Here is a 13166-nt window from a genome sequence, read left to right as displayed (position 1 = left end):
GAGGTTGACCGTGCGGGAAAAAAGTTTCATGCGCTTCCTGCGCAGCCGTGCCATGCTCTGCGTGCAATTGTCGAGCGACCTGAGACGGTTGACGATCTTGCAACGATTGGGGGGAGTGCTGCGCAAATCTTGTGCAAGTATAGATTCGAGGTGAGCCGATTAACCGTGGGTCAACCCGGGCCGCCGCTTCCGATCACCGCTGCATAACACCAAGGTCGTCCTACAAATGTCGCTTGCGCTGGTGCTATTGCTGCCCGGGCGCGGCGATGAACGTCGAAACGAGGAGATGCCCCATATGAAGCGTCGTCAATTCCTGCAGGTCGCTGGTACCGGTGCGGCAGTGTCCGCTGTCGCCATGCCGGCGGTTGCGCAGTCGAACCCCGAGGTGAAGTGGCGCCTGGCGTCGAGCTTCCCGAAATCGCTCGACACCATCTATGGCGGCGCCGAAGTCATGGCGAAGATGGTTTCCGACCTGACCGACGGCAAGTTCCAGATCCAGGTCTTCGCCGCCGGCGAGATCGTGCCGGCCCTGCAGGCGGCCGACGCGGTCAGCAATAACACTGTCGAGATGTGCCACACCGTCTCGTATTACTATGTCGGCAAGGACCCGACCTTCGCGGTCGCCGCTTCGGTTCCGTTCGGCCTCAATGCCCGCCAGCAGAACGCCTGGCTGTTCCAGGGTGGCGGCAACGAGCTGTTCAACGAGTTCTACAAGAAGTTCAACATCTACGGCCTGCCTTGCGGCAACACCGGCGCCCAGATGGGCGGTTGGTTCCGCAAGGAGATCAAGAGCGTCGCCGACATCAACGGCCTGAAGATGCGCATCGGCGGTATCGCCGGCTCCGTCCTGCAGAAGCTCGGCCTCGTGCCGCAGCAGATTGGCGGCGGCGACATCTATCCGGCGCTGGAGAAGGGCACGATCGACGGTGCCGAGTGGGTCGGCCCCTATGACGACGAGAAGCTCGGCTTCTCGAAGGTCGCGCCCTACTACTACTATCCGGGCTTCTGGGAGGGCGGGCCTTGCGTCCACGCCTTCGTCAACCTGGAGAAGTGGAATGCGCTGCCCAAGGCCTATCAGGCCGCGCTGACCGCCGCCTGCACCTACGCCAACACCCAGATGGCGGCGAAATACGATGTGCAGAACCCGGCCGCTCTGAAGCGCCTCGTCGGCGCCGGAACGCAGCTGCGCCCGTTCCCGCAGGACGTGATGGAAGCCTCGCTCAAGGCCTCGAACGAACTCTATGCCGAGATTTCGGCCAAGAACGCCGACTTCAAGAAGGCAATCGATTCGATGGTTGCTTTCCGCGGCGACCAGTATCTCTGGTGGCAGGTGGCAGAGCTGACCTTCGACATCTTCCAGGTCCGCAACCGCGGCAAGTAATCGCCGTCGACCACGGCAGCGGAAACGAAGCCCGGCCTTGCGGCCGGGCTTTTTCGTTGGCGCGAGCGATTGCACTGTCGGTGCGCCGATGCCAAGTCGGGTTAGACAAAATACCTATGCGAAATTTGCATGGGGGCCATGTTGTATGCTTGCGCTCGCCGGGCAGATGCCCTTTCCTGAAGCTCTTGCGCGCGAACCGGAAAAACCGGCGCGCCTGAAAGCTCTGGGAGGAGCACACCGCATGAAGCGTCGTCAGTTTCTGAAAGTCGCCGGAGCCGGCGGCGCCGCCAGCGTCATTGCCGCTCCGGCCATCGCGCAATCCATGCCCGAGGTGAAATGGCGCGTCACCTCATCCTTCCCGAAATCGCTGGACACGATCTACGGCGCTTCGGAAGTGCTGGCGAAGGCCGTGTCGGAAGCGACCGACGGCAAGTTCCAGATCCAGGTCTTCGCGGCCGGCGAGATCGTGCCGGCGCTGCAGGCGGCCGACGCCGTGACCAACGGCACCGTCGAGATGTGCCACACCGCGTCCTATTACTATGTCGGCAAGGATCCGACCTTCGCCTTCGGAACCGCGGTGCCGTTCGGCCTCAACGCCCGCCAGCAGAACGCCTGGTTCTACCATGGCGGCGGCATGGACCTGCTCAACGAGTTCTACAAGAAATACAACATCTACGCGATTCCGGGTGGCAACACCGGCTGTCAGATGGGTGGCTGGTTCCGCAAGGAGATCAAGACGGTCGCCGATCTTCAGGGCCTGAAGATGCGCATCGGCGGCTTCGCCGGCCAGGTCGTCAGCAAGCTCGGTGTCGTGCCGCAGCAGATCGGCGGCGGCGATATCTATCCGGCGCTGGAAAAGGGCACGATCGACGCGGCCGAGTGGGTCGGTCCCGCCGATGACGAGAAGCTCGGCTTCAACAAGGTCGCGCCCTATTACTATTATCCCGGCTGGTGGGAGGGGGGCGCCTCGCTGCACTTCTTCATGAACACCGCGAAGTGGGAGGCCCTGCCCAAGATCTACAAGTCGATCCTGACCACGGCCGCCGGCCTTGCCAATATCGACATGCAGGCCAAGTACGATGCCCGCAACCCGGCGGCGCTGAAGCGCCTGGTCGGCGGCGGAGCGCAATTGCGGCCGTTCTCGCAGGAGATCATGGAGGCCTGCCTCAAGGCGTCCAAGGAGGTCTATGCCGAGACCAACGCCAAGAATCCCGACTTCAAGAAGATCTACGAGGCGATGTCGGCCTTCCGCGGCGACGAATATCTCTGGTTCCAGATCGCCGAATACACCTACGACAACTTCCTGATCCGCGCCCGCGCGGGCAACCTGCTCTGAGAAGAGGGCGGCTGGCCGGTTCGCCGGTCAACTCGGCACCACGCCAACCCCGGCCGCGAGGCCGGGGTTTTTCGTCTCGGTGGTCGTCGCCCTAGCCCGGCCCTGTTCGAAGCGCTATCCTGCCGCCGAACGCAAATCGAGGCACTCATGAAGCTGCCAATCGCAATAGCTCTCGCGACGCTCTGCCTGCCCACGCTCGCAGTCGCCCAGTCGATCGGCGAGCCACTTCCCGGTCGCGGTCCGGCAAAGACCAAGCCGTTGGCAGCGCCCTCTGCATCGAGCCAGGCGGCGCGTCCGTGCCCGGAATACGGGCCGGGCTTCGTTCGCGTCGAAGGCTCCTCGGCCTGCGTCCGCCTCGGCGGCGGCGTCCGCGTCGAATTCGGCAAGACCTCCCGCAACCGCGGCTACGGCTCCGCCGCCGATGCGATGGTCTATGGCGAGGCGCGCAGCCAGACCTCCGTCGGCGAGTTTCGGACCGTCATCAGCGGCCGCGGCCGGATCGACAACAACCTGAACAATGGCTGGCAGCGCTGGTGAATTGAGCGTCGACGCTCGCATCTGAAAACGAAAGCCCCGGATCGTCGATCCGGGGCTTCGTCGTTTCTGGCCTTAACGCCTCACTTGAGGTTCAGCGTCGGCGGAGCGTTGAGATCGAGCCCCGGCAATCCGCCGGAGCCGCCGAGCCCGGGTATGCTGATGCTGTCGAGCTGCTTGTTGATCTGCTGCTGGTCGAGCTGAATGCCCGAACTCTTGTAGTGCATCACCATCTGCGGGAAGATCACCACGAGTGCGACCATGATGCACTGGATCACCACGAAGGGCACGGCGCCCCAGTAGATCTGCCCGGTCGTCACCGGCTCCATCATCTTGCCCGTCACCTTGTCGCGATAGGGGTTCTTCGGCGCGACCGAGCGCAGGAAGAAGAGGGCGAAGCCGAACGGCGGGTGCATGAACGAGGTCTGCATGTTCACGCCGAGGATGACGCCGAACCAGATCAGGTCGATGCCGAGCTTGTCCGCCGCCGGCCCGAGCAGCGGCACGATGATGAAGGCGAGCTCGAAGAAGTCGAGGAAGAAGGCGAGCAGGAACACCATCACGTTGACGACGATCAGGAAGCCCGTCGCGCCGCCGGGCAGACCGACGAGGAGGTGCTCGACCCAGACATGGCCGTTGACGCCGTAGAAGGTCAGCGAGAACACGCGCGCGCCGACCAGGATGAACAGCACGAAGGCCGAGAGCTTCGCCGTCGACTCCGTCGCCTGCCGAAGCAGGCTGAAGGTCATGCGCCCCTTGCTCCACGCGAGCAGGATGGCGCCGGCCGCGCCCATCGCGCCGCCTTCGGTCGGCGTCGCGACGCCGATGAAGATCGTGCCGAGCACCAGGAAGATCAGCGCCAGTGGCGGCACCATCACGAAGACGACCTGCTCGGTCATGCGCGAGAGCAGGTTGAGCTTGAGGTACTTGTTGACCAGCGCGATGACGAAGGAGACCGCGACTGCGATCGACATGGTCAGGATGACGAAGTCCGCGCCGCCGCCGACCTTGGTGAAGTACTTCATGTAGGCAATGGCGATGGCGAAGGCGATGATCGTCACCACCAGCAGCGATCGGCGGCGCGTCACGCCGTCGGCGTCGCGCAGCGTCTGCGCTTCCGGCGGCAGGCCTGGCGCGCGTTTCGGCCACACCATCGTGACCAGGAAGACATAGCCGGCGTATAGCCCTGCCAGAACCAGGCCGGGGATGAAGGCGCCCTCGTACATGTCGCCGACCGAGCGGCCGAGCTGGTCGGCGAGCACGATCAGCACGAGCGAGGGCGGGATGATCTGCGCCAGCGTGCCGGATGCCGCGATCACGCCCGAGGCGAGACGCCTGTCATAGCCGTAGCGTAGCATGATCGGCAGCGAGATCAGGCCCATCGAGATGACGGACGCCGCGACGACGCCAGTGGTGGCGGCGAGCAGCGCGCCGACGAAGATGACGGCGTAGGCGAGGCCGCCGCGAATCGGTCCGAAAAGCTGGCCGATCGTGTCGAGCAGGTCCTCCGCCATGCCCGAGCGTTCCAGCACCAGGCCCATGAAGGTGAAGAACGGGATCGCCAGCAGCACGTCGTTGTTCATCGTGCCGTAGATGCGTTCCGGCAGCGCCTGCAGGAAGTTCTCCTGGAACATGCCGAGCTCGATGCCGACCAGGGCGAAGAACAGGCCGTTGGCGGCGAGCGCGAAGGCAACGGGATAGCCGAGCAGCAGGAAGAGCACGAGCGCGACGAACATCACCGGCGCCATGTTGACGCGCAGGAAGTCGCCGATGCCGGCGGCGTGGGCGTCGCCAGTGTGCAGGCTGAGGAAGGCGGCTGCGGTGAGCGCGAGCAGCAGCGCGGCGGAGCGAACGAAGGTCATGGAGCGGGTCCGGAAAGCTGCGTCTGGGCTCACGGGGCGAGGCCTTCGGCCCTGGCCTGCTCGAGCAGGCGTTGGGCCTCGGCCTCGGCGGCAGCGGCGTGGCCGCGCAGCGTCTCGTCGTCGTCGAGCTTGCCGCGCATGATCGCGATCTGCTTGATCACTTCCGAGATGCCCTGCAGCAGCAGCAGGACGAAGCCGACGATCACCAGCCCCTTGGCCGGCCATTGCGGCAGGCCGCCAGCCGAGAGCGACTGTTCGTTGACCTGGTAGGAGCGCATGAAGAACGGGCCGGAGTGGTAGATCATCAGCGCACAGAACGGCAGCAGGAACAGGAGATGGCCGATCAGGTCGATCCATTGCTGCACGCGCTTGGGCAGCAGGTTGTTCACGATGTCGATGCGGATGTGCTCCTTCACCTGCAGCGTCCAGGCGGCGCAGAGCAGGAACACGGCGCCGAACAGCACCCATTGCAGCTCGAGCCAGGAATTCGACGAAACGTTGAACAGCTTGCGGATGATTGCGTTCACGGTCGAGACGATGACCGCGAGCAGGATCAGCCACGCGACCCACTGACCGATCTTGCGGTTGAGGGTATCGATAGCGCGGCTCAAAGCGAGGGGTGCGTCCACCTCAGTCCTCCCTGACCTCGTGGATTCCGGCTGCATCATGCAGATTGTGAAGGGCGGTTATACGATTGCTACATGCCGCACAACATTGCGCCGCGCAAGGCACTGTGGATCAGTCCTTTCGCCTACGCGGTTCCTTGCGCAACGCAAGCAAAGCGACGACGAGCATCAGCCACATCATCGCCATCAGGGCCGGCGGCCAATGCGCCACCAGCGAGCTGATCGCCACGGTCGCGAGCGCGCCCGAGCCGAGCTGGATCGCGCCGGCGAGCCCCGCCGCCGATCCCGCGAGCTCGGGCCGCGCCGAAAGCGCCGCGGCGGTCGCTCCCGGCAGGGTCAATCCGTTGCCGATGGCGCTGATGGCGAGCGGCAGGAACAGCGTCAGCGGCGTCCACCATGGCGTCAGCGCGATCACGAAGGCGACGGTGATCGCCACGAAGGAGATGATCAGGCCGATCCAGGCCATCGTCGCCGTGCCGTGCCGGAGCACCAATCGGGACATCGCGAAATTGCCCACCATGTAGCCGAAGGCGTTGATGATGAAATAGGCGCCGTAAGTGTCGGAGCCGCGCCCCATCGTCTCGACCACGATGAAGGGCGCCGCGGCGATGAAGGCGAAGAAGGCGGCCGAGGTCATCGCCAGCGCGACGGCGTTCCTGATGAAGCTGCGGTCGCGCGCCAGCTCCGGAAAGGCCCGGAAGATGCCCGTCAGCGAGGTTCGCACCCCGACATTCGGTGCCGTCTCCGGCAGGCGTATCCCGACCAGGACCAGCACGATCGCGGCCGCCGCGGCCATCGACCAGAAGATCATGCGCCAGCCGAAATTGGTCTCGATATGGCCGCCGAGATAGGGCGTGATCATCGGCGCCACGACCATGACCATGGTCACGGTCGCGATCTGCCTAGCCGCCTGGTCGCGGCCCGCCGTGTCGCGGATGATGGCGCGTGCCAGGGCGAAGGTCGTGCCGGAACCGGCGCCTTCGAGCACGCGCGCGAACAGCAGGGTGCCCGCACTGTCGGCCAGCGCTCCGAGCACGGAGCCAACTGCGAACACGGCCGTGCCGGCTATCACGCAGGGCCGGCGTCCGTAGCGGTCGGAAAGCGGCCCGACGATCAGCTGCGTCAGTGCGACCGCGACCAGGAACAGGGTCAGCGTCAGTTGGATCGTCGCATAGCTGGTGGCGAAGTTGCGGGCGAGTGCGGGGGTCGCCGGCGCCAGCATGTTGAGGGCGATCGGCTGCAGCGTCGAGATCGCGACGAGGACGGTGAGGGTGGGCTTCGCTGTCATAGCGGTTTGTCGCCCTCGGGTTTCAGCTGCGAATCGGGGCGGGTGCGCTGGCGGTGCAGGGTGTAGAGGCCGCTGCCGACGATCAGCGCGATCCCGGCGTATGAGATGGCGTCCGGGGTCTCGCCCCAGACGAGCCAGCCGATCAGTACCGCGATCGGGACGACGGAGTAGCGATAGCCCGCGACGACGCCGACATCGGTGTTGCGGAAGGCGGTGATGACGCTGAGGCCGCCCCCTGTGACCAGGACCGCAGCGGCTGCGATATAGGCGAGCTCGATTCGCCATGGTGATTGCCAGGTTTCCAGGGCGCCCATGCCCGATGCCAACAGTCCGACGGTCACCGTCGCGGTCAGGGAAACGACGGTCGATGGCACGTCGCTGCCGACGAAGCGGGTCGTCAGATCGCGGATGGCGACGAAGCCGGCGCCGGTAAGGGCGACCAGCGCGGCTGCATTGAAGCCGTCCGCGCTCGGACGCATCACGATCAGCACGCCGATGAAGCCGACCGTCAGCGCCAGGGCCCGGCGCCAGCCGACGGATTCGATCCGCAGCAGCACCGCCAGCAGAACGATGAGCAAAGGCGAAGCCATCACGATCGCCGTGATGTTGGCGAGGGGCAGCAGCCCCAATGCCCAGATGAACGTCAGCGCGCACAGCGCCTCGACGCAGGCCCGCGCCAGCACCATCGGCCTCAGTCCAAGCGGAAGCTTGCGCCAGTCGTCCATGAACACGACCAGCGCCAAGCTTGCCACGACGGCGAAGATGGTGCGCAGCGCCAGCGCCTGGCCGACCGGGAAGACCTCGCGCGCGAGCTTCATCAGGGCGTCGTTGCAGCAGAAGAGCGTCATCGCCGCCAGCATGGCGATGATTCCGCGGCGGTTCTGGGCGGCGGTGGCCAAGGCGGGTCCTGTCGGGCTTCGCGCACCGTCCGCTCGGCCGATCTCGGCCAAACGGCAAGGCGTCGCGGCGGATCGACGGTTCAGGCGTCGAAGCGGGAAAGGGAGAAGGGCGAGAGATCGAAGGCGGAGCGGCCGGTGGTGGCGAGATCCGCCAGGATCTCGCCGATCGCGCTGGCGAATTTGAAGCCGTGGCCGGAGCAGGCCGAGGCGAACACCGCCTGCGGCACGCCGGGCACGGCGTCGATAACGAAGTCCTCGTCGGGCGAGACCGTGTAGACGCAGCCCTTCACCGTCAGCGGGTCGCCATTGGCGTCGGGAAGGTAGCGCGCCAGGCATTCGCGGATCAGCCTGACCTGGTTGGGGCTCGGCGTCCGGTCCGGCTCGCGCGGATCCATCGGCTCGCGCGCGAAATGCGGGCCGCCGAGCTTGAAGCCGGGATGTTCGTAGAGCGGGAAGCCGTAGAAGGTGCCCTCCTCGGCGCTGAGGATGAAGACGGGAAAGGCGCCTTCGCGGAAAAGCTCCGGGCGCCGCGTGGTGAACCAGCCGATCGCCTGGCGCACCGTCGTCATCGAGCGCGAGAGCTGGGGCACCGCGTCCGTGATCCAGCCGCCGGAGGTGATCACCAGCCGCCCGGCCGAATAGGTCGTGCGCTCGGTGCGGACGGTGACGCCGCCATCGGCGGTCGGCTGCCAGTCGAGCATCGGCTCGCCGGTGCGGATATCCGCGCCTTTCGACTGCGCCAGCCCGACATGGGCGTAGATCGCCTTTTCCGAGGCGACGAAGCCGCCGCCCGGCTGCCAGAGGCCGAGATAACCATCCGGCACATGGAAGGCGGGGAAGCGGCGCATGATCTCGTCGCGGCCGAGCATGTCGTGCTCGAGATCATGGTCGAGGCAGGATTGCAGCGAAGATTCGACCGGGCCGAGGCCTTCGGGTGCAAGATCGAGCGAACCGGTGACGTGCAGCAGCTTCAGCCCGGCGGCGTCGCCGGTCTCCTGCCAGAGCTGATGGGCGCGCTTGACGATCGGCACATAATGCGAGCCCTCGAAATAGGCGAGGCGGATGATCCGCGTCAGCCCGTGCGAGGAGCCCATGGCATGGCCGAGATCGAAGCGCTCGAGGCCGAGCACCTTGAGCCCGCGCTTGGCCAGGTGCCAGCAGGCGGCAGAGCCCATCGCACCGACGCCGGCGACGATCACGTCGTAATGCGATGAACTCATCGAACATCCCTGGAGAGCCCGGCTGTGTCGCCGGTTGAAAACTGCCTGCAATCTAGGCGGGCGGGCGATGGCGGTCCATCCTGCCCGGCAGATGAGCGCATCTGCGCCGGGGGCAGGGCGGTTGCAGCTGGAAAGTGTCGGGCAAGCGCGCCACGCGCCGGTTGTCGCAGGGGTTTGTTAACCCTGTTGCCGGATGCTCGGGTTTCCTGTCTCGCCCTCGGGAATGCCTATGCTTGCTCGTTCCGTCTGGCGCCTGTTGGGCCGTGCCGGCCCCGCTGCCGCGCCGGCTGCGTTGCAGGCCGCGGCCGAGACACCGCAGCAGCCTGCCGTTCCCGCCGAAACCTCGATCAGCGAGGCGATCAACGAGCTTGAGAGCGACGTCGTTGCGGCGATGCGTCGTCTGAACGATGGGCTCGACCAGGCTGAGAACTGTTCCGAGCGTTCGGAGATCCGTTCCCGCGAGATCCGCGGCGGCATGGCGGAACTCCGCGAGGCGGCTTTGCAGGCGAGCGACAACTCCGCGGCATTGGCGACGGCGACGCTGCAGGTGTCGGAGGCGGCCGAGCGCGTCGGAGCGGCCATGTCCGGCGCCCGCGACATGCTCGACAACGCCGCCGAACGTGCCGCGGAGGCGACGGCGATGATCAACGGGCTCGCGGCGGCGACCGGCGAGATTCGTTCGATCGTCGACGCCATCGCCGAAATCGCCCGCCAGACCAATCTGCTCGCCCTCAACGCCACCATCGAGGCGGCCCGCGCCGGCGAGGCCGGCAAGGGCTTCGGCGTCGTCGCGCAGGAGGTGAAGTCGCTCTCGCTCGGCGTGCGCGAGGCGGTCGACCATATCCGCAACCAGGTCGATCGGCTGAACCAGACGGCGCAGGGCTCGGCCGCCGTGGTCACCGACGCCTTCCGTCTCGTCGGCGAGGTCAATCCGGTCATGGCGACCGTCGGCGAGGCCTCGCACGAGCAGGCGGCCGCGGCGGCGGAATTGTCGCGCAGCGCCGAGGCGACCGCCCGCTTCATCGAGACGGTGCGCGACCGCGTCGGCGAGGTCGACCGCGTTGCCCTCGCGGCCGCGCAGGAGAACATCGATGCCAGGCGGGCGCTCGCCGAAGGCGCGCGCCAGGCGGAGGGGTTGCTGGAGCGCTTCGTACCGACGCTGCGTCACACCGTCTTCGCCGACCGGCGCCAGCACGACCGTTTCCCGGCCGAATGCCCGGTCAGGCTCGAATTCGGCGGGCGCATCGTCGCCGGGCAGACGATCGATCTGGGCTTCGGCGGCGCCCTGCTGTCGGTTGCCGATTCCGAACTGAGGCCTCGGATGCGCGGCACGATCGCGATCGAGAACGTGCCGCCCTTGCCCTGCCGGGTGATGGCACGCAGCGATCTCGGCCTCCACGTCGCCTTCGAGCTTGGTGACGAGGCTGCTCACGCGGCGCTGCATCGACGCCTCGCCGAGATCGAGGAAGGCTATCGCCCGCTGATCGAGCAGGCGCAGGAATTCGCGCATCGGGTCGCCGCTCTGCTCGAATCGGCGCTGCGCACCGGCCGCCTCAGCGAGGAGGATTTGTTCGATACCGACTATCTGCCTGTTCCGGACTCCAATCCGCGCCAGTTCGTCAACCGGGCGCTGCCAGTGCTGCAGGCGATCCTGCCGCCGTTGATGGAGCAGGCCAAGGCGAGCGATCCGCGCCTCGTGTTCACCCTGCCGATCGACCGCAACGGCTATATCCCGGTGCATCATCCCGAATATTCGCGGCCGCAGCGGCCCGGCGACCCGGATTGGGATCCGGCCTACAGCCGCGACCGCCGCATCTTCGACGATCGCGCCGGCATCACCGCGGCGCGCTCAGCACGGCCCTTCATCATCCAGTCCTACCAGCGCGACATGGGCGGTGCCGGCATCCAGTTGATGCGCGAGGTCGACGCGCCGGTGCGCGTCGCCGGCCGCCATTGGGGCGGCGTGCGCATGGCCTATCGGATGGCGTGATCAGCCGCGCCCGGCCGCCAGGATCGCGTCGATCCAGCGCTGCGAGGTCAGGGCTTCCTCTCCGGTCACGACAGGATCGCGCCCGGCCTCGATCGCGTCGAGGAAGTCGGCGATCACGGCGCGATGGGCGTCGTGCGGGAAGTCCATGATGTTGGCGCCGCTGCCGGTATTGCCCTCGGCTTCGACCACCTCCGAGCGGCCGTCGAGGAAGGAGAGCTGCAAACGCCCGCCGACCAGCGCTGCATGGCCCTTGCTGCCGATGATCTCGATGCGCTCGGGATGGCCCGGATGGGCGGCAGTGGTGGTCACCAGTGTCGCCGGTGCGCCGCTGCCTGTCTCCAAGAGCGCTCCGACATAGTCCTCGGTCTCCATCCGGTGCAGCGAGGTGGTACGCACCTGCGCGGCGACGACCTTGGACACCCCGACCAGCGAGCGGAACAGGTCGAAGGAGTGGATCGCCTGCGTCAGCAGCACGCCGCCGCCATCGCGGGCCATCGTGCCGCGGCCGGGCTCGTCGTAGTAGCTTTGCGGCCGCCACCACGGCACCTGCAGCAGGCCGGCCTCCACCGTGCCGAGCTCGCCGCCGTCCAGCGCCGCCTTGAGCCTGAGGCTCGCCGGCCGGAAACGGTGCTGCAGCACGACGCCGAAGGCCTTGCCGGCTCGGCGCGCCGCGGCGACTAGCTCCTCGCCCCGTGCGACGGTGAGTTCCAGAGGTTTCTCGACCAGCACATGCTTGCCGGCCGCCAGGCAGCGCGTCCCCACATCGCGATGGCTCGCCGGCGGCGTCAGCACGATCACCGCCTCGACGGCCTCGTCAGCCAGGACCGCGTCGATGTCGGTGGTGCCGGGGAAGGGGAATTGGGCGCGATAGGCGTCGAGCCGCTCCTGCGAGCGGCTGGCGACGTAGCGGACATCGACCCTGCCAGCCAGATCGATCAGGCTGCGCGAATGGGGCAGGGCGGCCGGGCCCAGCCCGATGACGGCGATGCCGAGCTTGCGTGTCACTTTGCCTCGGTTCCTCTGACGGGCAGGCGCACGGCACGGTCCTGCGCATGCAAGGCGAGCCGGCAGACCGTGAACATGTGCCGCTGTGTCGCCGCCGTCTCGCTGCGGTCCGCGATGTCGGCGATCAGGTTGCGGAAATAGGTCAATGGTTCGCGCGACGCGTCGATATGGTGCGTGCCGGCCTTGTCGACCAGGAAGACATGGTCGGTCCCGGGCCGGCCGGCAATGTCGACATATTTGCGCAGCTCGATCGTCCCTTCGGTGCCGAGGATGGTGAGCCGCCCGTCGCCCCAGGTCGGCAGGCCGTCAGCGGTGAACCAGTCGACGCGGATAAAGCCGTTCGCCCGGTCGCTGCGCAGCAGAATCTCGCCGAAATCCTCGAAATCGGGCAGGTCGGCCAGGCCGAAATGGCCGGTGCCGGAGGCCGCGATCTCGGCATCGGGCGAGCCGGTGAAATGCAGGAACTGGTCGATCTGGTGCGAGGCGATGTCGGTGAGGATGCCGCCGAAGGACCGCTTGTCGAAGAACCAGTCCGGCCGGATCGACCGGTTCAGCCGGTGCGGGCCGAGGCCGACGGTCTGCACAACCCGCCCGATCGCGCCATCCGCGATCAGCTTGCCGGCGACGATGGTGGCCGGGACGATGAAGCGCTCCGAGAAGCAGACCGAGAAGATCCGCCCCGTTTCCGCGACGACGCGCTCGACCTCGGCGAGTTGCTCGAAGGTCGTGACGCCCGGCTTGTCGACCATCACGTCCTTGCCGGCCTGCATCGCCCTGACGGCGAGGCCGGCCCGCTCCGAGGGGATGCCGGCACAGACGATAAGGTCGATCGTAGCGTCGTCGAGCAATGCCTCGGCCTGCGCCTCCCGCAGTTGCGGAAAGCGCTCGTGGAAGCCGGCGAGCACGCGCGGATCGCTGGTCGCAGGATCGAAGCCGGCGCAGTCCGCGCCGGCTTCCAGAAGGCCGCCGACCATATGGTAGATATGGCGGTGGTCGAGGCCGATGGCAGCAAAGCGCATCTTACT

At 66.7% G+C, this 13166-nt stretch carries 11 protein-coding genes; 4 read left to right on the top strand and 7 right to left on the bottom strand.

Annotation, left to right across the window (positions count from 1 at the left end):
* The first annotated feature begins 295 nt into the window (after positions 1–295).
* The 3 genes from BMZ21_RS05840 (at position 296) to BMZ21_RS30570 (ending at position 3254) form a co-directional block, all read left to right on the top strand.
* Positions 296–1381 carry a TRAP transporter substrate-binding protein gene (locus BMZ21_RS05840; protein WP_091830819.1) on the top strand — a complete coding sequence of 362 codons (1086 nt, stop codon included), beginning with the start codon at positions 296–298 and terminating at the stop codon, positions 1379–1381.
* A gap of 241 nt (positions 1382–1622) precedes the next feature.
* Positions 1623–2717, top strand: a complete 1095-nt coding sequence (locus BMZ21_RS05835; protein WP_091830816.1) for a TRAP transporter substrate-binding protein — start codon at positions 1623–1625, stop codon at positions 2715–2717.
* A 147-nt stretch (positions 2718–2864) separates the two neighbouring features.
* Positions 2865–3254: a porin family protein gene (locus tag BMZ21_RS30570; protein ID WP_208862228.1), complete on the top strand. Its 390-nt coding sequence runs from the start codon at positions 2865–2867 to the stop codon at positions 3252–3254.
* 80 nt (positions 3255–3334) lie between these two features.
* Here the strand turns inward: BMZ21_RS30570 and BMZ21_RS05825 are convergent, their stop codons facing one another.
* The 5 genes from BMZ21_RS05825 to solA form a co-directional block, all read right to left on the bottom strand.
* Positions 3335–4999, bottom strand: a complete 1665-nt coding sequence (locus BMZ21_RS05825) for a TRAP transporter large permease (RefSeq protein WP_425285421.1) — start codon at positions 4997–4999, stop codon at positions 3335–3337.
* Positions 5000–5142: 143 nt separating this feature from the next.
* Complete coding sequence (locus BMZ21_RS05820) at positions 5143–5742, bottom strand: TRAP transporter small permease subunit (protein WP_167561550.1); 600 nt, start codon at positions 5740–5742, stop codon at positions 5143–5145.
* Positions 5743–5851: 109 nt separating this feature from the next.
* Positions 5852–7027, bottom strand: coding sequence for a multidrug effflux MFS transporter (locus BMZ21_RS05815; protein ID WP_167561549.1), 1176 nt, complete (start codon positions 7025–7027; stop codon positions 5852–5854).
* Positions 7024–7926 (bottom strand): DMT family transporter, encoded by a 903-nt coding sequence (locus BMZ21_RS05810; protein ID WP_091830812.1) that lies wholly within the window; start codon positions 7924–7926, stop codon positions 7024–7026. Before BMZ21_RS05810 ends, BMZ21_RS05815 begins: the two co-directional genes overlap by 4 nt.
* 80 nt (positions 7927–8006) lie before the next feature.
* Positions 8007–9146, bottom strand: a complete 1140-nt coding sequence (solA, locus tag BMZ21_RS05805) for an N-methyl-L-tryptophan oxidase (RefSeq protein ID WP_091830810.1) — start codon at positions 9144–9146, stop codon at positions 8007–8009.
* A gap of 229 nt (positions 9147–9375) precedes the next feature.
* On the opposite strand from solA, the gene BMZ21_RS05800 reads away from it, so the two are divergent.
* Positions 9376–11136, top strand: coding sequence for a methyl-accepting chemotaxis protein (locus BMZ21_RS05800; RefSeq protein WP_167561548.1), 1761 nt, complete (start codon positions 9376–9378; stop codon positions 11134–11136).
* On the opposite strand, the gene BMZ21_RS05795 is transcribed toward BMZ21_RS05800, so the two are convergent.
* Together BMZ21_RS05795 and BMZ21_RS05790 are read right to left on the bottom strand one after the other, a co-directional pair.
* Complete coding sequence (locus tag BMZ21_RS05795; RefSeq protein WP_091830806.1) at positions 11137–12141, bottom strand: Gfo/Idh/MocA family protein; 1005 nt, start codon at positions 12139–12141, stop codon at positions 11137–11139.
* A complete protein-coding gene (locus BMZ21_RS05790; protein WP_091830804.1) occupies positions 12138–13160 on the bottom strand; it encodes a Gfo/Idh/MocA family protein in 1023 nt (340 codons plus the stop codon). Before BMZ21_RS05790 ends, BMZ21_RS05795 begins: the two co-directional genes overlap by 4 nt.
* Between the last annotated feature and the right edge of the window lie 6 nt (positions 13161–13166).

This window comes from Allobosea lupini (assembly GCF_900109525.1).
Taxonomy (GTDB): domain Bacteria; phylum Pseudomonadota; class Alphaproteobacteria; order Rhizobiales; family Beijerinckiaceae; genus Allobosea; species Allobosea lupini.
The sequence above is the reverse complement of the archived record's forward strand: the minus strand, read 5'-3'. Positions and strand labels throughout refer to the sequence as shown.

Coding starts and splice junctions, on each gene's coding strand:
- BMZ21_RS05840 (WP_091830819.1), top strand. CDS start 296: ATGAAGCGTCGTCAATTCCTGCAGGTCGCTGGTACCGGTGCGGCAGTG.
- BMZ21_RS05835 (WP_091830816.1), top strand. CDS start 1,623: ATGAAGCGTCGTCAGTTTCTGAAAGTCGCCGGAGCCGGCGGCGCCGCC.
- BMZ21_RS30570 (WP_208862228.1), top strand. CDS start 2,865: ATGAAGCTGCCAATCGCAATAGCTCTCGCGACGCTCTGCCTGCCCACG.
- BMZ21_RS05825 (WP_425285421.1), bottom strand. CDS start 4,999: ATGGCGCCGGTGATGTTCGTCGCGCTCGTGCTCTTCCTGCTGCTCGGC.
- BMZ21_RS05815 (WP_167561549.1), bottom strand. CDS start 7,027: ATGACAGCGAAGCCCACCCTCACCGTCCTCGTCGCGATCTCGACGCTG.
- solA (WP_091830810.1), bottom strand. CDS start 9,146: ATGAGTTCATCGCATTACGACGTGATCGTCGCCGGCGTCGGTGCGATG.
- BMZ21_RS05800 (WP_167561548.1), top strand. CDS start 9,376: ATGCTTGCTCGTTCCGTCTGGCGCCTGTTGGGCCGTGCCGGCCCCGCT.
- BMZ21_RS05790 (WP_091830804.1), bottom strand. CDS start 13,160: ATGCGCTTTGCTGCCATCGGCCTCGACCACCGCCATATCTACCATATG.